The sequence below is a fragment of the Dactylosporangium salmoneum genome (assembly GCF_039532525.1).
GTDB lineage: Bacteria > Actinomycetota > Actinomycetes > Mycobacteriales > Micromonosporaceae > Dactylosporangium > Dactylosporangium salmoneum.
Window position 1 is genome coordinate 89,981 of record NZ_BAAARV010000023.1, and the last position, 25,029, is coordinate 115,009.

Annotated in this window: 22 protein-coding genes; 12 read left to right on the plus strand and 10 right to left on the minus strand. The window is 72.0% G+C overall.

What is annotated here, in order from left to right:
- Positions 1-363 precede the first annotated feature (363 nt).
- Positions 364-1,005 carry an HNH endonuclease family protein gene (locus ABD352_RS14200; RefSeq protein WP_344612797.1) on the plus strand — a complete coding sequence of 214 codons (642 nt, stop codon included), beginning with the start codon at positions 364-366 and terminating at the stop codon, positions 1,003-1,005.
- Here ABD352_RS14200 and ABD352_RS14205 read toward each other — a convergent pair.
- A complete protein-coding gene (locus ABD352_RS14205; RefSeq protein ID WP_344612798.1) occupies positions 992-2,563 on the minus strand; it encodes an alkaline phosphatase D family protein in 1,572 nt (523 codons plus the stop codon). The genes ABD352_RS14200 and ABD352_RS14205 overlap by 14 nt on opposite strands.
- 71 nt (positions 2,564-2,634) lie before the next feature.
- Between ABD352_RS14205 and ABD352_RS14210 the strand changes: the two genes are divergently transcribed.
- A complete protein-coding gene (locus ABD352_RS14210) occupies positions 2,635-3,531 on the plus strand; it encodes a ribonuclease Z (RefSeq protein WP_344612799.1) in 897 nt (298 codons plus the stop codon).
- A gap of 12 nt (positions 3,532-3,543) precedes the next feature.
- On the opposite strand, the gene ABD352_RS14215 is transcribed toward ABD352_RS14210, so the two are convergent.
- Positions 3,544-3,837 carry a DUF4193 domain-containing protein gene (locus tag ABD352_RS14215; RefSeq protein WP_344612919.1) on the minus strand — a complete coding sequence of 98 codons (294 nt, stop codon included), beginning with the start codon at positions 3,835-3,837 and terminating at the stop codon, positions 3,544-3,546.
- A 315-nt stretch (positions 3,838-4,152) separates the two neighbouring features.
- Here ABD352_RS14215 and ABD352_RS14220 point away from each other — a divergent pair, with 315 nt between their 5' ends.
- Entirely contained in the window at positions 4,153-6,576 is a 2,424-nt protein-coding gene (locus ABD352_RS14220; RefSeq protein WP_344612800.1) for a GcvT family protein, read from the plus strand.
- 91 nt (positions 6,577-6,667) lie between these two features.
- The gene (locus tag ABD352_RS14225) at positions 6,668-7,069 is read left to right on the plus strand and encodes an FG-GAP repeat domain-containing protein (RefSeq protein WP_344612801.1); all 402 of its coding nucleotides are present in this window, start codon (positions 6,668-6,670) and stop codon (positions 7,067-7,069) included.
- A 27-nt stretch (positions 7,070-7,096) separates the two neighbouring features.
- Here the strand turns inward: ABD352_RS14225 and ABD352_RS14230 are convergent, their stop codons facing one another.
- Both ABD352_RS14230 and ABD352_RS14235 read right to left on the minus strand, forming a co-directional pair.
- A complete protein-coding gene (locus ABD352_RS14230) occupies positions 7,097-7,273 on the minus strand; it encodes a hypothetical protein (RefSeq protein ID WP_344612802.1) in 177 nt (58 codons plus the stop codon).
- Between the two features lie 346 nt (positions 7,274-7,619).
- Positions 7,620-9,344, minus strand: coding sequence for a VanW family protein (locus tag ABD352_RS14235; RefSeq protein WP_344612803.1), 1,725 nt, complete (start codon positions 9,342-9,344; stop codon positions 7,620-7,622).
- 160 nt (positions 9,345-9,504) lie between these two features.
- Between ABD352_RS14235 and ABD352_RS14240 the strand changes: the two genes are divergently transcribed.
- The 5 genes from ABD352_RS14240 (at position 9,505) to ABD352_RS14260 (ending at position 16,395) form a co-directional block, all read left to right on the plus strand.
- Entirely contained in the window at positions 9,505-10,332 is an 828-nt protein-coding gene (locus tag ABD352_RS14240; protein ID WP_344612804.1) for an ATP-grasp domain-containing protein, read from the plus strand.
- On the plus strand, positions 10,325-10,879 hold the full coding sequence (locus ABD352_RS14245; RefSeq protein ID WP_344612805.1) for a phosphoribosyltransferase family protein: 555 nt from the start codon (positions 10,325-10,327) through the stop codon (positions 10,877-10,879). Before ABD352_RS14240 ends, ABD352_RS14245 begins: the two co-directional genes overlap by 8 nt.
- A gap of 57 nt (positions 10,880-10,936) precedes the next feature.
- Positions 10,937-12,853, plus strand: a complete 1,917-nt coding sequence (locus ABD352_RS14250) for a cellulase family glycosylhydrolase (protein WP_344612806.1) — start codon at positions 10,937-10,939, stop codon at positions 12,851-12,853.
- A 28-nt stretch (positions 12,854-12,881) separates the two neighbouring features.
- Positions 12,882-13,934, plus strand: coding sequence for a LacI family DNA-binding transcriptional regulator (locus ABD352_RS14255; RefSeq protein WP_344612807.1), 1,053 nt, complete (start codon positions 12,882-12,884; stop codon positions 13,932-13,934).
- A 70-nt stretch (positions 13,935-14,004) separates the two neighbouring features.
- Positions 14,005-16,395: a glycoside hydrolase family 2 protein gene (locus tag ABD352_RS14260; RefSeq protein WP_344612808.1), complete on the plus strand. Its 2,391-nt coding sequence runs from the start codon at positions 14,005-14,007 to the stop codon at positions 16,393-16,395.
- Positions 16,396-16,535: 140 nt separating this feature from the next.
- Here ABD352_RS14260 and ABD352_RS14265 read toward each other — a convergent pair whose 3' ends face one another.
- Positions 16,536-18,332, minus strand: coding sequence for a ricin-type beta-trefoil lectin domain protein (locus ABD352_RS14265; protein ID WP_344612809.1), 1,797 nt, complete (start codon positions 18,330-18,332; stop codon positions 16,536-16,538).
- A 242-nt stretch (positions 18,333-18,574) separates the two neighbouring features.
- Here ABD352_RS14265 and ABD352_RS14270 point away from each other — a divergent pair, with 242 nt between their 5' ends.
- A complete protein-coding gene (locus ABD352_RS14270) occupies positions 18,575-18,883 on the plus strand; it encodes a DUF1330 domain-containing protein (protein ID WP_344612810.1) in 309 nt (102 codons plus the stop codon).
- Positions 18,884-18,908: 25 nt separating this feature from the next.
- Here the strand turns inward: ABD352_RS14270 and ABD352_RS14275 are convergent, their stop codons facing one another.
- A complete protein-coding gene (locus ABD352_RS14275) occupies positions 18,909-19,670 on the minus strand; it encodes an SDR family NAD(P)-dependent oxidoreductase (protein WP_344612811.1) in 762 nt (253 codons plus the stop codon).
- A gap of 564 nt (positions 19,671-20,234) precedes the next feature.
- Between ABD352_RS14275 and ABD352_RS14280 the strand changes: the two genes are divergently transcribed.
- On the plus strand, positions 20,235-21,164 hold the full coding sequence (locus ABD352_RS14280) for a hypothetical protein (RefSeq protein ID WP_344612812.1): 930 nt from the start codon (positions 20,235-20,237) through the stop codon (positions 21,162-21,164).
- Between the two features lie 51 nt (positions 21,165-21,215).
- Here the strand turns inward: ABD352_RS14280 and ABD352_RS14285 are convergent, their stop codons facing one another.
- Positions 21,216-21,491, minus strand: a complete 276-nt coding sequence (locus tag ABD352_RS14285; protein WP_344612813.1) for a hypothetical protein — start codon at positions 21,489-21,491, stop codon at positions 21,216-21,218.
- A 36-nt stretch (positions 21,492-21,527) separates the two neighbouring features.
- On the minus strand, positions 21,528-22,286 hold the full coding sequence (locus ABD352_RS14290; protein WP_344612814.1) for a MerR family transcriptional regulator: 759 nt from the start codon (positions 22,284-22,286) through the stop codon (positions 21,528-21,530).
- A 40-nt stretch (positions 22,287-22,326) separates the two neighbouring features.
- Between ABD352_RS14290 and ABD352_RS14295 the strand changes: the two genes are divergently transcribed.
- A complete protein-coding gene (locus ABD352_RS14295) occupies positions 22,327-23,166 on the plus strand; it encodes an SDR family NAD(P)-dependent oxidoreductase (RefSeq protein ID WP_344612815.1) in 840 nt (279 codons plus the stop codon).
- 5 nt (positions 23,167-23,171) lie between these two features.
- Here ABD352_RS14295 and ABD352_RS14300 read toward each other — a convergent pair whose 3' ends face one another.
- Both ABD352_RS14300 and ABD352_RS14305 read right to left on the minus strand, forming a co-directional pair.
- Complete coding sequence (locus ABD352_RS14300) at positions 23,172-24,113, minus strand: methyl-accepting chemotaxis protein (RefSeq protein WP_344612816.1); 942 nt, start codon at positions 24,111-24,113, stop codon at positions 23,172-23,174.
- Between the two features lie 293 nt (positions 24,114-24,406).
- Positions 24,407-25,024 carry an L-threonylcarbamoyladenylate synthase gene (locus ABD352_RS14305; RefSeq protein WP_344612817.1) on the minus strand — a complete coding sequence of 206 codons (618 nt, stop codon included), beginning with the start codon at positions 25,022-25,024 and terminating at the stop codon, positions 24,407-24,409.
- Positions 25,025-25,029: the final 5 nt, after the last annotated feature.

The following is a 25,029-nucleotide window of genomic DNA, read 5'->3' on the forward strand; positions in this document are numbered from 1 at the left end:
CGGGCCGGCGGGGCCGGCGCTTCCCGCCAGGGTGGTTGCCGGGGGCGGTGGGCCTCGGGTGCAGCTCGGTCGCCTCGCGGGCGCGCGAGTGATCGGGACGGGATCGGCGACGCCGGCCGATGCCCTGCGTGCCCATCGCGGCGACGTTCCCGGTCGAGCGGATCCGCGCGGCGGTCGAGCTCCAAGCCGGCCGGCACGTGCACGGCAAGGTCGTCATCGACCTCTAGGAACCACGCCGCCGCTCCTTGGGGAAGGCAGTGGCGCACTTTACATCTTAGATCTTCAATGCCGAGTCACTCGGGCTTCCCGGGTCGTTCAACACCGAACGACAGCGTGCTCTCAACGCTTCGAAGGGAGACACGCATGTCGATCGGTCGGGTCGGGCGGGTGCTGGCCGCCGTCGTGGTGGCCGGGGCCGGGGCCCTCACACTGTCGCCGGCCGCGCCGGCCGGGGCGACGCCGCCCGGGATTCCGTCCAAGGCCACGGCGCAGTCGCAGCTCAACGCGCTCACCGTGGCGGCTGAGGGGTCGATGAGCGGGTACTCGCGCGACCTGTTCCCGCACTGGATCACCATCAGCGGCTCGTGCGACACCCGGGAGACCGTGCTCAAGCGGGACGGCACCTCTGTGGTCACCAACAGCTCCTGCGCCGCCACCTCGGGGCGCTGGTACAGCCCGTACGACGGGGCGACCTGGACGGCCGCCTCCGACGTCGACATCGACCACGTGGTGCCGCTGGCCGAGGCGTGGCGCTCCGGGGCGAGCGGCTGGACGACGGCGAAGCGGCAGAGCTTCGCCAACGACCTGAGCCACCCCCAGCTCATCGCGGTCACGGACAACGTCAACCAGGCCAAGGGTGACCAGGATCCGTCGACGTGGCAGCCGCCCTTGACCTCGTACCGTTGCACCTACGCGAAAATGTGGATCAATGTGAAGTACACCTGGGGCCTGAAACTGCAGTCGGCCGAGAAGTCGGCGCTGCAGAGCATGCTCAACGCTTGCTGAGCGTGCTGGTCCCGGCCTCCACGACGTAGGACGCGCTCGTCGACACCGCAGCCGTGCGCTCGGCGATGGTGTCGACGGTGCGCGCGTCGGTCTGCCAGAGGTCCTTGGCCACCTCGACGCGCAGGTAGCCGCGCTTGGCGCCGTCGAAGTACTTCACGTGCGGGTTCAGCACCGGGTTGACCGCCTTCAGGGGCGCGTCGAACGCGGCCGGGAAGTCGGAGCTGACCGACGTGGCGGTGAACTCGACCGCGACCGAGGGCTGCTCCGGGCGGTCGAAGTCGAGCTTGAGCTCGCTGAACCAGCTGGAGTGGATGTCGCCGGCCAGCACCACGGGGTTGGCCACCTTGGCGTCGGCGAGGTGCTTGAGCAGCCGGGTGCGCTGCGGCGCGTAGCCGTCCCACTGGTCGAGGTTGGCCAGGATGGCCGGCAGGCCGCCGGTCGGGTTGGGCAGCTTGGTCCGGCTCATCATGACCTGCTGGGCGATGACGTTCCAGCGGGCCGGGGAGCGGTCGAGGCCGGCCAGCAGCCAGCGCTCCTGGTCCTCGCCGGTCAGGGTGCCGTTCGCGTTGCCGGTGCCGGCCTCGGGCAGGCCGAAGTCGCCGGGGAAGCCGCCGGGCTGGTCGGTGCGGTACTGCCGCGTGTCCAGCACATTGATCCGCGCCAGCCGCCCGAAGTCGAACCGGCGGAAGATCCGCAGGTCGGCGCTGCCCGGGCGAAGGTCGGCCCGGATCGGCATGTGCTCGTAGTACGCCTGGTAGGCCGCGGCCCGCTGGCGCGCGAACTGCTCGGGCGACTGGTGCGCGGCCCCCTTGTCGTCGATCTCGTCGACGAGGCCGGCGTAGTTGTTCTCGGTCTCGTGGTCGTCCCACGTGACCACCCACGGGAAGGCGGCGTGCGCGGCCCGCAGCGCCGGGTCGCCCTTGTACTGCGCGTGCCGGGCCCGGTAGTCGTCGAGCGTCTGCAGCTGGTCCAGGCCGGGCGTCTGCGGCGTGGTGTGGTTGCGGTCGGCGAAGGCGCTGTGCGGGTCGTACTCGTAGATGTAGTCGCCCAGGTGCAGCACCACGTCGAGGTCCTCGGCGGCCAGCCCGGTGTAGGCGGGCCAGTACCCGTTCTGGAAGTCCTGGCAGTTCACGATGCCGAAGCGCAGCCGGCCCCCGTCCAGCCACGGCGGCGGGGCGGTCCTGGTGCGCCCGACCGGGCTCAGCTCGCCCAGGGCCCGGAAGCGGTAGAAGTACCCGTGGCCGGGCTGCAGGCCGCGCGCGTCCACGTGCACCGAGTGGCCCAGCTGCGGCCGGGCGACGGTGTGCCCGGAGCGCACCACCCGGTGGAACCGCTCGTCCAGGGCGACCTGCCACTCGACCTCGACCGGGCGGGCCGGCAGCGGCCCGGAGGCGCGCAGCAGGCGGGTCCACAGGATGACGCCGTCGGGCAGTGGGTCGCCGCTGGCCACGCCGAGCGTGAAGGGGTTGTCGCCGCGGGGCGACCCGGCGGCGGGCTCGGCCGCCGCGAGGGGGAGCGCGATGGCGCCGGCGAGCAGCAGACTACGTCGCGTAAGCATGGGGCTCACTTTCGCGGCAACGGCTGTCCGGGCCAGCAACGGCGGGCGAACAACAGGCGTAGGCTCTGCCGATGTCTCCGCGTGAGCTCGTCGTGCTCGGCACGTCCAGCCAGGTGCCGACCCGGGAGCGCAATCACAACGGGTACTTCCTGACGTGGGACGGCGAGGGCATCCTCTTCGACCCGGGCGACGGCACGCAGCGGCAGATGATCCGCGCGGGCGTGGCGGCGAGCGATATCACCCGCATCTGCCTCACCCATTTCCACGGCGACCACTGCCTCGGGCTCCCGGGCGTGATCCAGCGAATCTCCCTGGACGGCTCGCCGCACGACGTGCAGGCCTACTTCCCCGCTTCCGGCGAGGTGTACTTCGACCGCCTCCGCCACGCGTCCCCGTTCTACGACGCCGCGGTCATCACGAAAAAGCCGCTCGAATCGGACATTGTCGTAGAACAATGCGCGCGTTTCTCGCTGGAAGCTCACCGCCTCGACCACGGCATCGAGGCCTACGGCTACCGCATCGTCGAGCCCGACGGGAGGCGCATGCTGCCGGACCGGCTGCGCGAGCGCGGCATCGCCGGGCCGGACATCGCGGCCCTGCAGCGGGCCGGGGAGCTGAACGGGGTGCGGCTGGAGGACGTGAGCGAGCCCCGCCGGGGCCAGCGGTTCGCATTCGTGATGGACACGCGGCTCTGCGGTGGCGTCAAGACGCTGGCCGACGGAGCCGACGTGCTCGTGATCGAGTCCACCTACCTCGCCGAGGACGAGGGACTGGCCGTCGCGCATGGGCACCTGACCGCTGGCCAGGCGGCAAGGGTGGCCGCGGAGTGCGGGGTCGGCACGCTCGTGCTGACCCACTTCTCGCAGCGCTACGACGACCCGTCGCGCTTCCGGCGGGAGGCGGAAGCGTTCTTCGACGGCGAGGTTGTGGTGGCCGAGGACCTGACGAGGGTCAGGATCCGCGGATAGGGATAAGGACCGTCAGCTGCACTCGGTGCAGATCGGCGCCCCGTTGCGCTCCCGAGCCAGCTGGCTGCGGTGGTGCACCAGGAAACAACTGGAGCAGCGGAACTCGTCGCCGCGCATCGGCACGACGGGAACGGTCAGTTCCTCGTCGGCCAGCTCGGCGCCGGGCAGCTCGAAGCCCACGTCGTTGTCGTCGACGTCGACCGAGGCCGACTGACCGTTCGACCGGCGGGCCGTGAGCTCCTCGAGGCTGTCTTCCGCGAGGTCGTTCCCGGCTGGGTGGCGTGGCGCGTCGTAATCGGTGCTGATGGCCATGGCGTTCACCCTCTCTTGGTGACTTGGTTGTGTAACGAACGCCGCCGGCCTCGGATGTGTTCCCGACCGACATGAATGAATCCGGATGTGTCCCGGCTCACGCCGGTTCACTCGAATCCAGGCCCGTTCCGGTCCACTGTGGACATATCAACAGCGGCAGCGCCCACGAGGCTACCTCGCCGAGTCGCCCATCGGCGCCCTTTTGCGATTCTCGGCCGACATGTTCCCAGGACTTCCGCAACGCCGCAGGTCAGCGAGGCCAAGCCGGCCGTTCGGGGGACCGCCCCGGTGACGGCTACAGTGCTCGGCATGGACCTCCCCGAGCGGGCCCGCGTCGTGGTCGTGGGCGGCGGCGTCATCGGCACCTCCGTCGCGTATCACCTGGCAAAGATGGGCGTTCCCGACGTACTGCTGCTGGAGCGCAACCGGCTCACGGCCGGGACCACGTGGCACGCGGCCGGGTTGATGGTCACGTTCGGCTCGCTCTCGGAGACCTCGACCCGGCTGCGGCAGTACACCCGCGACCTGTACGCGGGCCTGGAGGCCGAGACCGGCCTGTCCACCGGCCTGCGCCAGTGCGGGTTCATCGAGCTGGCCGCCGACGAGGGGAGGCTGGAGGAGTACCGCCGGGTGGCCGCCTTCAACCGCCACCTCGGCGTCGACGTGCACGAGATCTCCCCCGCCGAGGTCAGGACGCTCTTCCCGCTGGCCCGCACCGACGACGTGCTCGCCGGGTTCTACGTGGCCGAGGACGGCCGGGCCAACCCGGTCGACGTGACCATGTCGCTGGCCAAGGGGGCCCGGCAGCGGGGCGTACGGATCATCGAGGGCGTCCCGGTGACCGGCACGCTGCGCAAGGGCGGCACCGTGACCGGCGTGCGCACCCCGTTCGGCGACGTCGAGGCCGAGATCGTGGTGAACTGCGCCGGCATGTGGGCCCGGCAGCTGGGCGAGGAGGCGGGGGTCAGCATCCCGCTGCAGGCGGCCGAGCACTACTACCTCATCACCGAGCCGATCGACGGCGTCAGCGCCGACCTGCCGGTGCTGGAGGACCCGGGCGCCTACGGGTACTTCCGCGAGGAGACCGGCGGCCTCATGGTCGGGCTGTTCGAGGGCGCGGCGGCCCCGTGGAGCGTCGAGCGGGTGCCCGACGACTTCGCCTTCGGCACGCTCCCGCCGGACTGGGACCGCATGGCGCCCTACCTGGAGGCGGCGATGGCCCGCATCCCGGTGACCGCCACGGCGGGGGTGCGGACCTTCTTCTGCGGGCCGGAGAGCTTCACCCCGGACCTGGCGCCGATCTTCGGGGAGTCGCCGGAGCTGCGCAACTACTTCGTGGCCGCCGGGATGAACTCCATCGGCATCCTCACCGGGGGCGGGATCGGCCGGGCGCTGGCCGCGTGGATCGCCACCGGACGCCCCGACGTCGACGTGACCGGGATGAACATCGACCGGCTGCAGCCGTACCAGCGCAACCGTGCGTATCGCGCGTCTCGCACGGTCGAGGCGTTGGGGCAGGTCTACGCCACCCACTTCCCTTCGCGCGCCTTCTCCTCCGCGCGGGGTGCTCGCCGCTCGCCGCTACATTCGGTTTTGTCCGATTTGCGGCCGTACTGGCGCGATGTGTCCGGCTGGGAAATGCCCGATTTCTACGACTTTTCTGGAAATTTTGCGCTCTCGTGGGGCAAGCCGGACTGGTTCGGGCAGTGGGCGGCCGAGCACCGGGCGGCACGCGAGGACGCCGTCCTGATGGACATGTCCTTCATGGCCAAGTTCCTGGTCCAGGGCCGCGACGCGGCGGCCGCACTGGAGGAGCTCTCGGCCAACCGGGTCGCCGTCCCGGGGCGGGTCACCTACACCCAGTGGCTCAACGAGGGCGGCACCATCGAGGCCGACCTGACCGTCACCCAGCTCGACGAGGACCGGTTCTGGGTGGTCGCCTCCGACACCGCCCACCGCCACGCCTTCACCCGGCTGACCCGGCACCTGGACGGCCGGCACGCCTTCGCCGCCGACGTCACCTCCGGCTGGGCCCAGATCAACCTGCAGGGCCCCCGCTCGCGCGAGATCCTCGCCGCCGCGGCCGACGCCGAGATCACCCTGCCCTTCCGGGGCGCCGCCGAGCTGGAGATCGGCTTCGCCCGGGTGCTCTGCCTGCGCATCACCTACGTGGGCGAGCTGGGCTACGAGCTCTACGTGCCGGCCGAGCAGGCGGTCCACGTCCACGAGCGGCTGGTCGCGGCCGGCGCCGGGCACGGCCTGCGCCACGCCGGGCTGAAGGCCCTCGCCAGCCTGCGGATGGAGAAGGGGTACCGCGACTACGGCCACGACATCGACAACACCGACGACGTGCTGGAGGCCGGCCTGGGCTTCGCCGTGGCCCTGGACAAGGGCGACTTCATCGGCCGCGAGGCGGTGCTGGCCCGCAAGGCGCGGGGCCCGCTGACCCGCCGCCTGGTCCAGGTCCTCGTCACCGATCCGAAGGCGCTGATGTACCACGGGGAGGTCGTCCGCCGCGACGGCCGGGACGTCGGCTACGTGCGGGCCGCCTCCTACGGCCACACCCTGGGCGGCGCGGTCGGCCTGGCCATGCTGGACGCCGGCCCGCAGCCGCTGGACCAGGCCTGGCTGGACGCCGCCCCGCTGACCGTGGAGATCGCCGGCGCCACGTACCCCGCCCGCGCCTCCCTGCGCCCCTTGTACGACCCCACGAGCGAACGCGTGCGCGTCTGAGCACCAGCTTCGTTGCTTTCCGCAGTTTGATACCAACTCTCAGTGATGTCGGGCCGCGGGGGCGGCCCCGTCACCACGGGGAGTCAGAATCATGCGCATCAAGAAGCTGGCCATCGCGGCGGTCGCCGTAGGCGTCGGGCTCGCCACCATCTCCGCCACCCCGGCCGCGGCCAACGCCGAGGCCTTCACGTTCGCCGGCGTCGCCGACTACGACCACGACGGCAGCCAGGACCTCGTCGTCCGCGAGAACGCGAGCGGCAACCTGTGGCTGTTCCCCGGCGACTCGACCCGCGGCTACAGCTCCCAGCCGAGGGCCCAGATCGGCACCGGCTGGAACGGCTTCACCTTCGCCGGAGTGGCGGACTGGGACCACGACGGCCACCAGGACATCGTGGCCCGCAACGACGCCACCGGCGACCTGTGGCTGTACCCGGGCCAGTCCGTCCGCGCGTACAGCTCCATCCCGCGCGTGAAGATCGGCAGCGGCTGGTAGGCGCGTCGAACGCGGCAGCCCGGCGCCCTAGGTGCCGGGCTGCGCCGCATCGTGCCCCGCCGCGGTGGCCGCGAACCACACGGGCTTCTCCCCCGCCTCGGGCCGGTCCCAGTTCGTCTCAAGGTCGAGCACGGCCGTCCACTCCCCCACCGGCACCACCCGCCGCGGACCCTCGTCGCCCACGGAGTCGATCGCCAAGTTCATGGGGCGGCTGGTTGGATGAGGAAATGGGAGCGGACGGCGAATGGCGAACCGCCAAGGTGGCGGCGTTGCGCAGTCGGCACCTGAGTGACGCATTGGACGCCATGCTTGCGCTCGCCTATTACGAGCCTGACCGGCCATGGGTTGAAGGGCTGCTTCGGGCGGCGACCACGCCAGGGAACGATCCGCAGATTCGCCGGCTCGCGGCCACGTGTCTCGGGCATGTGGCGCGAATCCATGGCGCTGTCGACGCCGCGTCGGTTGCCGCGCTGCACCAGCTCCTGGCGGACCCGGAGTTGTCCGGGACCGCCGAGGATGCGCTGGGTGACATCGAGTCGTTCGCTCAACTTCAGGTGGAGGGGGCCGGGCGGCTCGACGGGGGTGGGGGTGGGCCGCAGACGAAGCGGGGCTCCGGGTCGTAGCGCCACGCGAAGCGCTCCCGGCGCAGTTCCTTGCCGTTCTGCTTGAAGACGCGGTAGGCCTCCTGCGTGAAGCCCTCAGCCCCGTTGGTCGGGTTGCAGTCGGACTCCTCGAGGTACACCGTGCGGGGCTGGGCGACCTTCGTGCGCGGGCCGTAGTCGGTGGAGATGTCGTAGCGCTTCGTGCCGTAGAGGGTCACGGTCACGGCGTCGTCGGTGGTGGCCGTGTCGATGAGCAGTGCCGTCGGGGCGTCGTTGCGCAGGCGCAGGTCCAGCGCGCCGTAGACGACCGTGGCCTCGATCACCGCGGGGTAGCGGTCGAAGTAGTAGCTGTGCGGGTGGTGCTCCACGTCCTGCATGCCGGCCAGGTAGGCGGCGTTGAAGACGGTCGTGGCGACCTGGGAGACGCCGCCGCCCGGGGTGTTCTTGATTTTGCCGTCCTCGATGCCGGGGGCGTCGACGTAGCCCTTGGCGTGGGTGCGGTCGCCTACGCGGGCGTTCAGGGAGAACGTCTCGCCGGGGCGGATCAGGGTGCCGCGCAGGGCCTCGGCCATGGTGCGGATGTTGACGACCCGGGGCTCGCCCGGCGTGAACTTGGTGGTGAACGAGGCCACCGGCGCCGTGACGCCGAGCTTTCCCAGCACCGCCGCGGTGGTACCGGCCTTTGCCGCCACCATCGGGACCGTGACCCGGCGCGGGGTGGCGGTGGAGCGCAGGGCGTCCAGCAGCGCCGGGGAGGACAGGTCGACGCGGCTGCCGTCCGTCTGCGGGCGGATCACGGGGCGGCCGGAGGCGATCTCGAAGCGGGCGTCCGTCGGCGGGATCTCGACCTTGGCGAGGGCGGCGGCGGCCGCCTTGCGCAGGGCGTCGGCGTCGACGGACGGCGTGAGCAGGCCGTCGGGGTCGGACTCCAGGCGCAGGGCGCCGGCGATGGCCGTGGCCGGGAGCGTCACGTCGCCGCGCGGGGTGTTCAGGACCAGCGGCGCGGCGACCGCGGGGGTGGCCAGGTCGCGCACGAGGCGGTCGACGTCGGTCCTCGACGAGCGCGGCACCAGGTCGACGACCGGGAACTCGAGGACCTGGCGGCGCAGCCAGCCCGCCGTGGCGATGGCGCCGACGGCTCGGCGGTCCAGGCCGCGGCCCGGCTCGGGGTACACCGGCACCGGGCGCAGCCCGTCGAAGCGCACGGCCGGCATGACCGGGGCGTCGCCCTGCGGCCCGAGATGGTCCATGAGCGCCGTGTAGAGCCGGGCGGGGTCCACGGTCACCACCGGGTCGACGTCCGCGTGCAGGAGCGGGACGGGGGTCGCGGCGGCGGCGCGCTCGACGGTCGCGGGGACGTCGACGGTCAGGCCGACGGCCGAGGGCAGGAGCACGGCCGGCTCGGTGCCGACCTTGGCCGCGACCGGCTGGCGCAGGCGGTCGGTCAGCCCGGCGGACAGCGCGCGGGCGGCGTCGGCGCGGGAGCGGCCGCCGACGTCGACGCCGAGGACGCGGACGCCGCGGGCGACGTCGTGCGCGTAGGCGCGCAGGGTCACCACCGTCGGGGTCAGCAGGAGCAGCGTGACGGCGATCACCAGGCGGCGGCGCCGCGCCGAGCGCTTGCGGCGGGCCATGGGCGGGACGAAGGGCCGCGTCCGGAGCACGGTAGCCATGGCATTACCGTGCCCGATTTGCGACTTTCCTACCAAAAGTCGACCTTGATGTCCCCGAAAGTGTCATTGCGACTGCCGTCGGTGAACTCCGGCGGGTCGCCGTGTGCCGTCTCCGGCCACCGGCAACGACACTGACGGGGCTCGCTGGCAGGATATGAGGGTGCGTCAGTTCCGGACCCTGGCAATGCGCGTGCGCTCCCCCGACGCGACCGTCGCGCTGACGCACGCCGCCCAGCGCATCGGGCTGCCGGTCGAGCAGCTGCCGGGCGACCCGGCCGAGGTCAACGGGCTCCACTCGGCCGACGGCGTGGCCTGGCGGGCCGCGGGCGGATATCTCACCACGCTCATCGCCGGCGGCGCCGACGTGTGCCTGTCCGGCGCCTCCCCCACGTGGTTCGCGGCCCTGCCCAAGGACGTCACCGGGCGCGACATCCGGCTGGTCAGCGTCGGCGAGGCGCCCGACGTGGTGGGGCCCCGGCCGGCGGTGGCGAAGCTCGCCGACGAGAAGCACCCCGCGTTCTCCGCGGCCTGGGTGCGCAACGCCGACGACCTGCGCAACCGGCTGCGCACCGCGCGGCTGCCGGCCGACAGCACGCTGATCATCATGGACCACTGGCTGGACCTCGCCTCGGAGTACCGGGTGTTCACCATCGGGCGCCAGCCGGTGGCGTGGTCGCCGTACCTGGTGGAGGGCGAGGAGTGGAGCCCCTCGCTGCGCATGCACCGGGCGTCCTGGCACGACGAGGCGGCCGCGTTCGTCGCGCTCATGCTCGCCGACCTGCCGGCGGCCGACATCCCGCCGACCGCGGTGATCGACGTCGGGCGCACCGACGCCGGGCAGTTCGCGGTGCTCGAGGTCAACAACGTGTGGAGCTCCGGGCTGTACAGCTGCGACCCGGACGGCGTCCTGAGGGCCGTGCTGGCCGCGAACGACCCGGACTGCGACCCCCGCTGGCGGTGGCAGCCCGCCCCCGCGCTCGGTGCCTGACCTGCTGACCCGGCTCCGCGTCGGGTTCCACTGGCGCGGCGGGCCGGACGTGGCCTTCGCCGACATCACCGAGTGGTGGCGCGACCCCGTGGTGCTGCGCGACCTGCCGCCGGCCCTGGCGGCGCTCTTCGAGGCGGCCCCGACCGTGGTGCTCGGCCCGGCCTCGCGGGGCACGCTGCTCGGCGCGCTCGTCGCCGCGCACCTGGGCGTCGGGCTCGTCGAGGTGCGCAAGAACGACCGGGTGGCGGAGCACTCGCCGTTCCACATCGGGCGCGATGTGCCACGACAGATGAGCCTGAGCTTCCGCCGCGCGCTCGTCCGCCCGCACGACCGGGTGCTGTGCGTCGACGACTGGGTCGAGAGCGGCGCTCAGGCCCTCGCGATCCGGGACATGGTCGACGAGATCGGCGCCGAGTGGCTCGGGCTGGCCTGCGTGGTCGACGACCTCCAGGGCCGCGACGACGTGCGGCGGCGCCTCGACGCCCGCGCGCTGCTGAGCGCCGAGGGGCTGATCGACGTGGAAGTTTCACCCCGCCCCGAAGGCTGAGCACGGCGGCCGCCGCAAAACGTTGACGCATCCACGGTGACGACTACGTTGCACGGCGTGTACACCAGAAGACTGCTCGCGAGCGCGCTCGCCGCGGTAACGCTGCTGGCCGTCGGCGGCACCGCGGCGGCCGCGGGCCGGCCCGCCGGGTTCGTCGAGCGGCAGGGGGCGGACCTGCGCCTGGACGGCCGGGACTTCCGCTTCGCCGGGTCCAACAACTACTACCTGATGTACAGCTCGCCGAAGATGGTCGACGACGTCTTCGCCGACGCCGCCGGGGCCGGCCACACCGCGCTGCGCACGTGGGGCTTCCTCGAAGGCGCGCAGAACGGCGTGAGCTTCCAGTCGTTCGACGGCACCCACCCGGTGTACAACGACGGCCCCGACGGCCTGCAGCGCCTCGACTACGTGCTCGCCTCCGCGCGCGCCCACGGGCTGCGGCTGGTGATCCCGCTGACCAACAACTGGTCCGACTTCGGCGGCATGGACCAGTACGTGCGCTGGCACGGCGGCACCAACCACGACGACTTCTACACCGACCCCGTCGTGCGGGGCTGGTTCAAGGACTGGATCGGCCACGTGCTCGACCGGACCAACAGCATCACCGGCGTGAAGTACAAGGACGACCCGGCCGTCATGGCGTGGGAGCTGGCCAACGAGCCCCGCTGCGGCGGCTCCGGGGCGCTGCCCCGCTCGGCCTCCTGCACCGACAAGACCCTGCTGGGCTGGGCCGACGACGTGAGCCGGTTCATCAAGGGCGCCGACCGCCACCACCTCGTCGGCGTCGGCGACGAGGGCTTCCTGTGCACCGACCGCGCCTCCACCGACTGGACCATCAACTGCGCCGACGGCGTGGACTCCGCCGCCCTGGCCGCGCTGCCCGCCGTCGACCTCGCCTCGTTCCACCTGTACCCCGACGGCTGGGGCAAGGACGCCGCGTGGGGCACCCAGTGGATTCGCACCCACGTGCAGATCGCCGACCGGGTCCGCAAGCCCGCGATGCTCGGCGAGTTCGGCGTCAAGGACAAGGCCACCCGCAACGTGGTCTACAAGGCGTGGACCGACGAGGCGGTGCGCGACCGCATCGACGGCTTCCTCTCCTGGATGCTGGCCGGCGTGCAGGACAACGGCACGGAGTACCCCGACTACGACGGCTTCACGCTGCGCTGCCCGAGCCCCGTCTGCACCACGCTGTCCAACGCCGGCGACGAGCTGGCGCACGGGCAGCGCGCCCGCCCGCCGGTGGCCGACGACGACAGCGCGCAGACCCCGCGCGACACGCCCGTGACGCTGACGCCGGCGGCCAACGACATCGCGTACCGCACCAAGGTGAAGCCCTCGACGATCCGCCTCGACCCGGCCGGCTCCCCCGGCGGCACCTTCGCGCTGAACGCGGCCACGGGCGCGGTGACGTTCACGCCGGCCGCGGGCTTCCTGGGCACGGCCGTCACCACGTACACCATCCGGGACGAGGCCGGGCGCACCTCCAACGCGGCGCGCATCGAGGTCACCGTCCGGCCCCGGCCGGGCGACCCGCTGCTCGTCGCCGCCTTCGAGGACGGCACCGACGGGTTCGCGCCGGGCGGCTGGCAACCCACCGCCGGGACCGTCGCGCCGACCGCTGACTTCCACCCGCAGGGCGCGGCCGGGTTGCACGTGGACGCCGCCGACGGGGGCTGGTTCGGCATCTCGCCGCTGCCGGCGCCGGTGGACCTGTCCGGGCGGGGCTTCCTGCGGTACGACATCAGGACCTCGACGGCCGGCACCTCGACGAGCGTGGCGGTGCAGACCGGCGACGGCTGGGCCTGGTGCCAGTCCGGCTGGGGCTGGGTCGACGCGGGGACCACCACCACCGTCTCGATCGACCTGAGCACCATGTCCTGCGACGCCGCGGCCCTGGCCGACGTGCGGGCGGTGTGGGTGTGGTTCTCGGGCGGGGGCGGCTTCGACATCGACTACATCCGGGCCGAATGACGGGGGCGGGCGTGTACTGTCGCCACCGATGAGCGCGGGCGAGCAGCACGGCGGGCGGGTCACGATCCGCCAGGTCGCCGTGCACGCCGGGGTCTCGGAGGCGGCCGTCTCCTACGCGCTCAACGGCCGGCCCGGCGTCTCCGAGCAGACCCGGGCCCGGGTCCTCGCGGCCGCGCGGGAGCTGGGCTGGGCGCCCAACATCGCGGCCCGCTCGCTCGGCACGGCGCGGGCCAACGCCGTCGGCATGGTGCTCGTCCGCCCGCCCCGGGTGATGGTCGTCGACTCGTTCTTCACCCAGATGCTCAGCGGCGTCGAGGCCGAGCTCAACCGGGCCGAGGTGGCCCTCGTGCTGCATCTGGTGGACGCGTTCGAGCAGACCATCGACGTATACCGCCGCTGGTACGCCGGCCGCGCGGTGGACGGCGTCATCCTCACCGACCTGCGCCACGACGACCCGCGGCCGGCCGCCCTGCGCGACATCGGCCTGCCCGGGGCGCTGATCGGCGGCGGCCCCGACGACTTCGACCTGTGCGGCCTGAGCTCGGTCGACGCCGACGTGGCCGGCACCGCCCGCGGCATCCTCGGCTACCTGCGGGCGCTGCGCCACCGCGACGTCGCCCGGGTGGCCGGCCCCGCCGACCTGCTGCACACCGCCCAGCGCGACGCGGCCTACGCGGCGGCCGCGGACGACCTCGGCGACCTGCGCTACCGGGTCGTGCACACCAACTACAGCGCGGCCGACGGCATGCGGGCCACCCGGGAGCTGCTCAGCACGGCCGGCCCGCCGACCGCGCTGGTCTTCGACAACGACGTGATGGCCGCGGCGGCGCTGCGGGTCGCGCACGAGATGGGGCTGGCCGTGCCCGCCGACTTCTCGGTCGTCGCCTGGGACGACTCCGACCTGTGCCAGATCACCGTGCCGGAGATCACGGCGATGGTGCAGACACCCGCCCTGCAGGCCGAGCTGACCGCCCGGGCCCTGCTACGGGCGCTCGCCGGCGGGGAGCCGACCCACGTCGTGCTGCCGGCCGGGACGCTGACCGCCCGCGGCTCGACCAGGCCCCCGAAGCGGCTCGGTTGACATCGCCGAAGCGGCGGCCATAGGGTCGCGGCCAGGCAACTTATCCGGTTCAGTAGTTCGGGAGCAGCACATGTCCGACCCGCGTCCCCTCCACTCCGGCTGGACCGTCCGCGCCGAGGGAGACGGGCAGGAGTTCCCCGCGACCGTGCCCGGGTGCGTGCACACCGACCTGCTGGCCGCCGGCGCGATCCCCGACCCGCTGCTGGACGACAACGAGACGCGGCTGCCCTGGATCGGGCGGAAGACCTGGGTGTACTCGACGGTCTTCGACGGCATCGCCGGCGAGCGGGTCGACCTGGTGGCCGACGGGCTCGACACCGTGGCGTCGGTCGAGCTCAACGGGGTCGAGGTCGGGCGGACCGCGAACATGCACCGGGGGTACCGCTTCGACGTCGGCCACCTGCTGCGGCCCACCGGCAACCGGCTCAGCGTGCGGTTCTCCTCGGCGTACGAGTACGCGGAGGGCGTGCGGGACGCCGTCGGGGAGCGGCCGAACGCTTACCCTGAACCGTTTCAGTACATCCGCAAGATGGCCTGCAACTTCGGCTGGGACTGGGGGCCGACCGTGGTCACCGCCGGGATCTGGCAGCCGATCGGGCTGCACGCCTGGTCGACCGCGCGGCTCGCCCGGGTGCGCCCGGTCGTGACGGTCGACGGGGATCGGGGGCTGGTGGACGTACACGTCGAGGTGGAAAGGACCCGGGAGACGGCGCTGCAGCTCCGCGCGGAGATCGCCGGACGGACCGCGGCGGTGGAGATCCCGGCGGGCGCCCGCGAAGCGACCGTGACGGTGGAGGTGCCGTCACCGCGGCTGTGGTGGCCGCGAGGCCTGGGTGCGCCCGATTTGTACGATCTGACGGTCACGCTCGGGGAAGGCCTCGACACCTGGCAGCGCCGGATCGGGTTCCGGACCGTCGAGCTCGACACCACGCCGGACGCCGGCGGCACGCCGTTCGTGCTGAAGGTCAACGGGCGGCCCGTGTTCGTGCGCGGGGTCAACTGGATCCCCGACGACGCCTTCGTGACCCGCGTCGACCGGGCCCGCTACGCCGAGCGGATCGGGCAGGCGGTCGAGGCCGGCGTGAACTACCTGCGGGTGTGGGGCGGCGGGCGGTACGAGAGCGACGACTTCTACGACCTGGCCGACGAGCTCGGCGTGCTGGTCGGGCAGGACTTCCTCTTCGCCTGCGCCGCCTACCCGGAGGAGGAGCCCCTCGCCGGCGAGGTGGCCGCCGAGGCGCGCGAGCAGGTGGTCCGGCTGATGCCGCACCCGAGCCTGGTGCTGTGGGTCGGCAACAACGAGAACATCTGGGGCCACCGCGACTGGGGCTGGGACGAGCAGCTGCAGGGGCGGACCTGGGGCGAGGGCTACTACCTGCGCGTGCTGCCCGAGATCGTGGCCGGGCTCGACCCGTCCCGGCCGTACTGGCCCGGCAGCCCCTGGTCGGGCGATCCGGCGCTGCACCCGAACGACCCCGCGCACGGCACCACGCACATCTGGGACGTGTGGAACACCCACGACTACCGGCACTACGCGACCTACCGCCCGCGGTTCGTGGCCGAGTTCGGCTTCCAGGCCCCGCCGGCCTACGCCACCCTGCGCCGGGCCGTGTCCGACGAGCCGCTCGCCCCGGACTCCCCCGGCGTCCTGCACCACCAGAAGGCCGGCGACGGCAACGGCAAGCTCGCCCGCGGCCTGGACGGGCACTTCCCGCCCCCGGCCACGTTCGACGACTGGCACTGGGCAACCCAGCTCAACCAGGCCCGCGCCATCGCCTTCGGCATCGAGCACTTCCGTGCGCTGTCGCCCTACTGCGCCGGCACCATCGTGTGGCAGCTCAACGACAACTGGCCGGTGACGTCGTGGTCGGCGATCGACGGCGACGGCCGCCGCAAGCCCCTCTGGTTCGCCCTGCGCCGGGTGTACGGCGAACGCCTCCTCACCATCCAGCCGCGCGACGGTTCGCTCGCGCTGGTGGCCGTCAACGACGCCGCCACCGCCTGGAGCGCCGAGGCGCAGGTCCGCCGGGTGGGCTTCGACGGCACCCCGCGGGCCGAGGCCACGGTGGCGTTCGACGTCCCGCCGGGCACCGCGGTCGCCGTCCCCATCCCGCCGGACGTCGCCACGCCGGTTGACGCGTCCGGTGAGCTGCTCGTGGCCGGCAGCGCCTTCTGGTTCTTCGCCGAGGACGTGGACCTGCACTACCCCGCCCCGCGCTACTCCGTCGCGGCCTCCCCCACGGCGGACGGCGTGCGCCTGGAGGTGACCGCCTCGTCGCTGCTGCGCGACCTGACGGTCTTCCCGGACCGGCTGGACCCGGCCGCCACCGTCGACGAGCAGCTGGTCACGCTGCTGCCCGGCGAGACGGCCGTGTTCGGAGTGCGCGGGGTTGCCGAGACCGACCCCGCGGTGTGGTCCACCGTGCTCCGGACGGCGAACGACCTCGTCGCCCGGGAGTGAGGCGGTCAGCGGACAGCGTCGGCGAGCGGTGCACTGGACCGAATTCGACCGCGGCGGGCACTTCGCCGCCCTGGAAGCACCCGACCTCCTCCTGATGCGCGGATGGCCGCCCGGCGGGACGGCCATCCGCGTGTCAGACCTCAGCCGAGGGCGAACTTCTGTGCGCCGCTGCCGTTGCAGTCCCAGATCTGCAGCCGGGTGCCATTGGCGGTGGCCCCACTGGGCGAGTCCAGGCACCGGCCGGACTGCGGATTGCGCAGCGACCCGTCGCCCTGCTGCACCCACGCCTGGCCGCCGACCCCGTTGCAGTCCCACAGCTGGACCTGCGTGCCGAGCGCGGTCCCGTTGCCCACGATGTCCAGGCACCGGCCCAACGTCCGCAGCGAGTTGTTCGTGTTGTGGAACCAGTGCTGGTCGACCGCGTTGGACTGGCAGTCCCACAGCTGCACCGCGGCCCCGTTGCCGCCGGTGTCGTCGGCACTCACGTCCACGCACTTCCCGCCCGGGCCGTTGATCGTGCCGCCGCCGTTGACGGAGAACTTCTGCGCGCCGCTGCCGTTGCAATCCCAGATCTGCAACCGGGTGCCGTTGCCCGTCGCCCCGTTGGGCGAGTCCAGGCACCGGCCGGACTGCGGATTACGCAGCGACCCGTCGGCCTGCTGCACCCACTTCTGCCCACCGACGCCGTTGCAGTCCCACAGCTCGACCAGCGCACCGAGCGCGGTCCCGTTCCCCACGATGTCCAGGCACCGGCCCAGCGTCGACAACGAGCCGTCCGCGTTGTGCGTCCAGTGCTGGTCCACCGCGTAGGACTGGCAGTCCCACAACTGGACCGCGGTCCCGTTGCCGCCGGTGTCGTCGCCGCCCACGTCCACGCACTTGCCGCCCGGACCCGTGACCGTCCCGGCCGTCGCCGGAATGCCGCCGCCACCGGAGCCTCCGCTGGTGAGCAGGAAGCGGTTGTTGGCGGTGTTCCAGTGGGTGGCGAGGTACGACCCGGGGGCCGGGTTGGTGTTGAAGTAGTCGTCCTTGTTGCAGTCCAGGCGGTTGTCCTGGGCCTGGTCGGCGCAGACGATGCGCAGGACGGTGCCGGGGCCGTCGTTGTAGCACATGATGTCGTAGTCGTCGGTGCAGTGCCCGTAGGCGGTGTGGTTCGGCGAGCTGCTCATGACCGCGCCCATGGCGTGGGTGAGCTCGTGCGCCGCCGGGCCGGAACCCCAGCACCCGGAGTCGACCCGGCTGAAACTGGCCCCGGAGTTGTTGGCGTTGTCCTGCCCGGGCCGATCGTCGAGCGTCACGTAGGCCACGCCGCACAGCGCGGTCGCGTCGACGTACATGAGGTACTTGCGATCCGTGCGGTTGTACCCCTGCGCCTTGATCGCGTTGACCGAGTTGCCGAAGTCGGACAGCGACCCGTTGTCGATGGCCACGTCGGTCACCGAGATGTTGCACGAGCTGTCGGTCACGAACCGGATGTGCCGCACCCCGCCGGTCTGGGCCGCGCTGGCGCTGTAGATGTCGTCCACGCCCTGGGTCCAGGTGCGGATCGAGGCGAGGTACTGGCCGTACCGGTCGGCGTTGCCGGAGCCGTGGATGTACAACACCTGCACCCGGTTGCCGGACTGCCCGTCACCGTCACACACGATGTTCGCCGCGGCCGAGGCCTGCGCCGCGTTCATCGACTCCGCGAGCGGCGCCACGGATCGCCGCACATCGGTCCCGGCGAAGGCCGCGTCGGGCCCGTGGGTGCACGCGCCCGGGACGGACTTGAGCTCGAACAGACCCTTGCAGCGCCCGGTACCGACCTTGAACCCGTCGTACACGAGACCACGCGCACTGTCATTGGCCGGGATCGACGGGTCCGGCGGCCCCTGCTGCTGTTGCTGCGCCCACGCGGGCGCCGTACCGATGCCGACGACGAGCAAGGCCCCCGCCACGATGGCGAGAACCTTGGGTCGCGGCCTGAACTGCAGTCGAAACATGGGCATCTCCCGCTGGCGGACGGGTCAGGAACGCCCAGTGTGTTCCACTTTGCCGCCATCGAACAATGTCCAACAGTGAATTGTTTAACTTTGTTGCCTGATCGCACCGGTTGATCTGCTTGATCTGCGCCGCTGGGCGGCAACGGCCGGGTCGACGTGCCGTTGATAGGCCGACTACTCGCTAGTAACCTTGGCCGGTGACCGTGTTTGCTCTCGCCCAGATCGCGATTCATGATCGACAGCGCTACCAGCGGTACGTTGCGGCATTCATGCCCGTCCTGACCCAGTACCGGGGACGGTTGCTCGCCGCGGACGAGTCGCCCCGGGTGGTGGAGGGCGATTGGCCGTACCAGAAGGTCATCCTCATGGCCTTCGACAGCCGCGAGCACTTCGAGCAGTGGTCCACGTCGCCGGAGTACCGGGAGATTTCCCGTGATCGGGAGGCGGCCACCGACGGTGTGGTGCTGCTGGTCGACGGCGTCCCCGCAAGTCGCTCGGCCGGTTGACGCGATTCCGCCGGCCAGCACGTGTCTAGCCTCTCGCGAGGTCGATCGGGTTGGGGCCGGTCAGCACGCCACCCTCCACGGGCAGGGTGTGCCCGGTGATCCATGCGGCGTCGTCGGAGCCGAGGAACGCGACCGCTGCCGCGATGTCCTCCGGCTCGCCGACGCGGCCGAGCGGGTACATCGGCTTGAGCATCTCCAGCGCGTCCGGCTGGGAGTCCCAGTTCGGTGTCCGGACGGTGCCGGGCGCGACGACGTTGAAGCGCACGCCGAGCGGACCGTACCGGGCGGCATAGTTCTGCGACATCGCGATCTGGCCGGCTTTCGCCGCGGCGTACTCGACGTTGCCGAAGGCCGCGATGCCGTTGACCGAGCTGATCGTGACGACGTTGCCGCGGGTCCTCACCAGGTGCGGGATGGCCGCCTGAATGCAACGGGCGGCGCTGACGAGGGTGAAGTCGAGCTGACGGTGCCAGTCCTCGGCTGAGGTGTCCTCGGGCATCGAGGAGACGATGCAGCCGCCCGCGTTGTTCACCAACAGATCGAGCCGGCCGAACCGCCCGACCGCCGCGGCGACCGCGGCGTCGACGTCGGCGCGTGAGGTGACATCGACCTTGACCCCGAGCGCGTGCTCCGCGCCGACCTCCTCGGCCAGCGCTACGGCCGCGTCTTCCAGCAGGTCCGTGATGACCACCGCACCGCCCTCGGCGGCGACCCGCCGTACGACGGCCTGCCCGATGCCCTGTGCCGCCGCCGTGACGAGCGCGACCTTGCCCTCGAATCGCCGCATCACCATTCCTCCAGGAGTCTTTGCCGCCATTCTTCCCGCGATCCAGCGCGGCAGGAACGCGGTCGTCACCACGAGTCACAAGAAATCGGGATCATGGATGAGCCTCCGGACCTGTACCGTGCTCGCGTGACAACGCCATCGTCCCCCGTCGGGCCGGACCCGGACCAGCCCGGTTCGCGCGAGCCCGACGCCACTGAGCCGGCCTCGGGCATGCCGTCGACCGCTGCGGTACCGACGTCCGGGGTGCCGGCCTCCGGCATGCCGACACCTGCGGTACCGACGTTCGGGGTGCCGGCGCCCGGGATGCCGGCGCCTGCGGTACCGACGTCCGGGGTGCCGGCCTCCGGCATGCCGACAGCTCCGGTTCCGACGTACGGAATGCCGGCCCCCGCGGCGTCCGGCTTCGGGACGCCTGGCCCCGGGATGCCGACCGGTGATGTGCCGGTTTGGAATGCGCCGGGGCCCGGTGGGTACGCCGGCGGTCCCGGCGCGGTCTGGCCGGCCGGAGCGCCGGTTGCGCCGAAGCGGTCCAGGGCCGGGCTGATTGTCGGGGTTGTCGTTGTCGTGCTCGTGCTGCTGTGCTCCGTCGGTGGAGTTGCCGCGTTCGTCGCCGTCAGTGATCGCCGAACGGACAGCTCGGCCACGGGCGAGGACGGGGACAAGGCCTCGAGCAAGCCCTCGAGCCCGCCGAAGCCGATGTCCGTCGCCGAGTACCAGGCCATCCTCACCGAGGTGGACAGCCTGCTCGGGCCGGCGTGGCAGAAGGTTGCCGGGGCGACCAACCGGACCACGACGTCCGAGGCGGCCACGGCACTGGCCCAGGCGACCAAGGACAGCGAGTCCCGGCTGGCGTACGTGACCGCGCCCCCGGAGGCGAAGGGCGGCCACGAGCACCTCATGCGGGCGTTCGCGTCGGCCGGCAACGGTTTCAGCGACCTGGCCCTGACGGTACAGCGGGGCGACGTGTGCGCCAGTTCCTCGGCGGTCGCGCAGGTGACCGGCTCGGTGGCGGCGAACGAGGTCCGGGAGGCGGTCAAGGCCTTCGGGACGACGTTCACCTTCGGCGCGTGGCTGCCGGCGCCCGCCGCCCAACAGGACCGCAAGCTGGCCAACGGCACGTATGTGAAGAAGGGCACGCTCAACGGCTCCGGCGAGTTCACGATCAACAACGGCGGCGGCGACACCGACGTCGTGGTGAGCCTCGTGCCGAAGGGCACGAAGGTCACCGCCACGACGGTCTACATCTCGGCCGGCCAGACGTTCAAGGTCAAGCGCGTGCGGGACGGCAGCTACGACGTCTACCTGGCGACCGGCGCGGACTGGGACGCCGGCGTCGCCGGCTTCACCCGCAACTGCGACCTGTCGAAGTTCACGGACCCGATCGACTTCAAGACCACCAGCAGGCAGTACACCACCTGGGAAATCACCCTCAAGGCGTCCGTCGGCGGCAACGCGCACACCGACTCGGTCGACCCGGCCGACTTCCCACAATGACCCAGCGCCGTTGGTGCCGGCCGGCACCAACGGCTTGGTCAGAAGCAGGCCCTACACAGCACCGGTGATCAAATCCAATTCGGCCAGCGCCGCGTGGTGGAGCCGGTCCAGCTTGGCGACCAGTCCCCGGCGGGTGTTGACCGGCATGAACCTCCTGGTCGTGTACGCATCGACAGACCGCATCGCGGCCTTCCGGACGGCCTCGATGCGGCCGAGAGCGGCCGATCGGCACCCGCCGACCGGCTCGGCGGTCGCCAACGCCTGTTTGCAGTCGGCAATCGCCCGCCGATACCCGTCCTGCGCCTCAGACAGATTCACCAGCGTCACCTTAACGTCGGCTCAAGCCGCTGGCGAACGACCTCGTCATCCGGGAGTGAGACGGAAGACGGGCCAGCCGATCTCGGTGCGGCCGCCGGGGAGGTACGCCTCCTCGATCGGCCCGGCCACCGCCAGGGCGTGCTCGACCACCCAGGCCCCGAGCCGGCCGTAGGTGACGTCGATGTCGTCGTGCGCCCCGAGGTGCACGGCGACGGCGAGGTCGGCGGCCGGCAGCTCGACCGCTTTCCCCCGGGGCTCGCGCACCGGCCGGAACACCAGCACGTCGCCGGCTCCTTCGGTGAAGAGCTCGTTGGCGTACTGCCCGCCGGGCGGCCCGGTCCACTCGTCCGGCGCGAAGGCGGCGTCCAGCTCGGCCATCGCCGCCTCGTACCAGGGAATCACCTGGTCCCTGGCCACATGCGCGCGCACGCCGGCGACGGTCCGGGCCGGAAGCGACCGCAGCTGTACCGCCGTCGCCTCGGGGGCGAGCAGCCGCTTGACCGAGGCGACGGTGTGCCGGCTCCGCTCTAGCTCGTCCTCGAGCCGTTTCAGGTGCCCGGCCACGAGGCCGGACCGCTCCCCGGGGTCGTCGGTGGCGAGGATCGCCCGCACCTCGGCCAGCGGCACGTCCAGCTCCCGCAGCCGGTGGATGACCTGCGCGGCCGGGATCTGGGCGGGCGCGTAGTAGCGGTACCCGCTGCCCGGGTCGACGACGGCCGGCTCGAGGAGCCCGCCCTCGTGGTAGCGCCGCAGCGTGCGCACGCTCAGCTGGGTGAGCGTGGCGAACTCCCCGATCGTCAGCATCGCTTGACCCTCTCCCCGGGAGAGGCCGGACGTTTGACCCATGAGGACATGGTTCATCACCGGCGGCACGCCCGGCGGGTTCGGCCCGGCGTTCGCCGACGCGGCACTCGGAGCCGGCGACCGCGTCGTGCTCACGGCCCGCCGCCCCGAGGCCCTGAAGGACTGGGCACAGCGGCACGGCGACCGGGCGCTGGTGCTGCCGCTGGACGTCACCGACGGCGAGGCGGTCACCCGCGCGGTACGGGCCGCCGAGGAGCGCTTCGGCGGCGTCGACGTGCTCGTCAACAACGCCGGCCGGGGCTGGTACGGCTCGATCGAGGGCTCCCCCGAGGAGGCGATGCGCCGCCAGTTCGAGCTGAACTTCTTCGCCGTCATGGCCGTCACCCGCGCCGTCCTCCCCGGCATGCGGGCCCGCGGCGGCGGCTGGATCGTCAACATGTCGTCGGCGGCCGGCCTGCGCGGGGTGACCGGCTTCGGCTACTACAGCGCGGCCAAGCACGCCCTGGAGGGGGCGACCGAGGTGCTGCGGGCCGAGGTGGCCCCGTTCGGCATCCGCGTGCTGGCGGTCGAGCCGGGGGCGTTCCGGACGAAGGCGTACTCCGGCTTCGCCGACGAGCCGGTCGAGGAGCGCGTCGACGCCTACGCGCCGATGCTGGCCGGCGTCCGCGCGGCGATGATCGAGCAGGACGGCCGCCAGCCGGGCGACCCGGCCCGCGGCGCCCGGGCGGTGCTCGCCGCGATGGCCGCGGACCCGCCGCCGCGGCGACTGGTCCTGGGCCACGCCGCCTTCGACGCCGTCACCGCCGGCTTGGAGGACGCCCTGACCGACATCCGTACCGCGGAGCGCCTCGCCCGCGGCGCGGACTTCCCGGCCGGCTAATGGCTTCAGCGGTGGTGCGGCACCGGGACGCTCTGTTCCCGCACGAGTGAGTCGACGGCCTCCTGCGTCGAACGCAGTCGCTCCATGGTCGCGTTGATCTGCTGGATGCTCTTGACGGCTTCGCCGGTCTGCGCCCGGATCTGCTTGATCTGCACCCCGATCTGCTCAGTGGCCTGCCCGGTTTCGGTGGAGAGCTCCTTGACCTCGCCGGCGACGACCGCGAACCCCTTGCCGGCGCTGCCGGCTCGGGCCGCTTCGATGGTGGCGTTGAGGGCCAGCAGGTTGGTCTGCGCGGCGATGCTGGTGATCAGGTTGCCGACGTTGCCGATCTCGATGCTGCTGGCGTCGAGCTTGCCGATCGTGGCGGCCGCCTCGTTCGCCCGCGCGGCGGCCGCCGTCACGGCCTGTCCGAGGTCCTGACTGACCTGCCCGAGCCGCGCCGCGGAAGCGGACAGCTGCGCCAGCTGACGCTCCGCGGTGGCCATGAGGTTCTTCTCGTTGTCGATGTCGAACAGCGCGCCGGCGACCCGCAGCGGTAGCCCGCTGTGGTCGCGTTTGGTCGCCCCGGTGGCCCGGAACCAGCGGTAGCTGCCGTCCTTGAGCGCCAGCCGGTACTCGATGTTGTACGGAGTGCGCCCGGTGCGATCGTTGAGATGGTGCATGAACGCGGTGACCACCCGGTCCAGGTCGTCGGGGTGCAGGCGCGACGACCAGCTGGACAGCATGTTCGGGAAGTCGCGCTCGTCGGTGAAGCCCAGCATGCGGCGGAAGTCCTGGGACCAGTTGAACGTGTTGTTCGGGTTCACCGGATCGTCGGCCACGACGTCCATGTCCCACAGGCCGATCCCGGCCGCGTCGGTCATCAGCTGGAAGCGTTCGAGGGACGCCGATTCGGTGGACCGCAGCGACGCGATCTCCGCCCTGAGCGCGTCACGCTCGGCGGTCACGGCCGCCAGCTGCCCGCCGTCCGCCGGCAGACTCCGAGTTACGGCTGAATCCTTCGAGGCCCGTCCCCACGCCATGCGCCAACTCCAATTGCCGATCTCGGCCACCCGTCCACGCCCTATCGGCCACGCACGCGCCGAGCTGACCTTTCCTGCCGGCATGGAGCATGCGACCAGCGCCGGCGACCGTCGGAAGCCCGCCGAGTTGGTGGTCGAGCGTGCGCCGCGGCGGGCGTCAGCGGGTGGCCAGGACGCCCACGAGTGGGCGGGGGCCGGCGACTATTGAGCTTGAGCGCTCACGCAAAACGGTCGGGGTCACCGGCGCCCACGCGCAGGATCTCCGGCTCGTCACCCGAGAGGTCCACCACGGTGGTCGGCTCGGTGCCGCACTCACCGTCGATGACCGCGTCGAGCTGGTGGTCGAGCAGCTCCTTGATCTCCCAGCCCTGGGTCATCGGCTCGTCCTGCCCGGGCAGCAGCAGCGTGCTGGACAGCAGCGGCTCCCCCAGCTCGGCCAGCAGGGCCTGGGTCACCGTGTGCTGCGGGATGCGCACGCCCACGGTGCGCTTCTTCGGGTGCAGCAGCCGCCGCGGCACCTCCGGGCTGGCCGGCAGGATGAACGTGTAGCTGCCCGGGGTCGCCCCCTTGACCAGCCGGAACACCGCGTTGGAGATCTGCACGAACTGCCCGAGCTGGGCGAAGTCGCGGCACATGAGGGTGAAGTGGTGCCGGTCGTCCAGGCGGCGGACCTCCCGGATCCGCTCCAGCCCCGGCCGGCTGCCCAGCTGGCAGCCCAGCGCGTAGCAGGAGTCCGTGGGGTATGCGACCAGCCCGTCCGCGCGCAGGATCGTCACGATCTGCTGCAGCAGCCGGGCCTGCGGGTTGTCCGGGTGCACGTCGAAGTACCTCGCCACGGTTC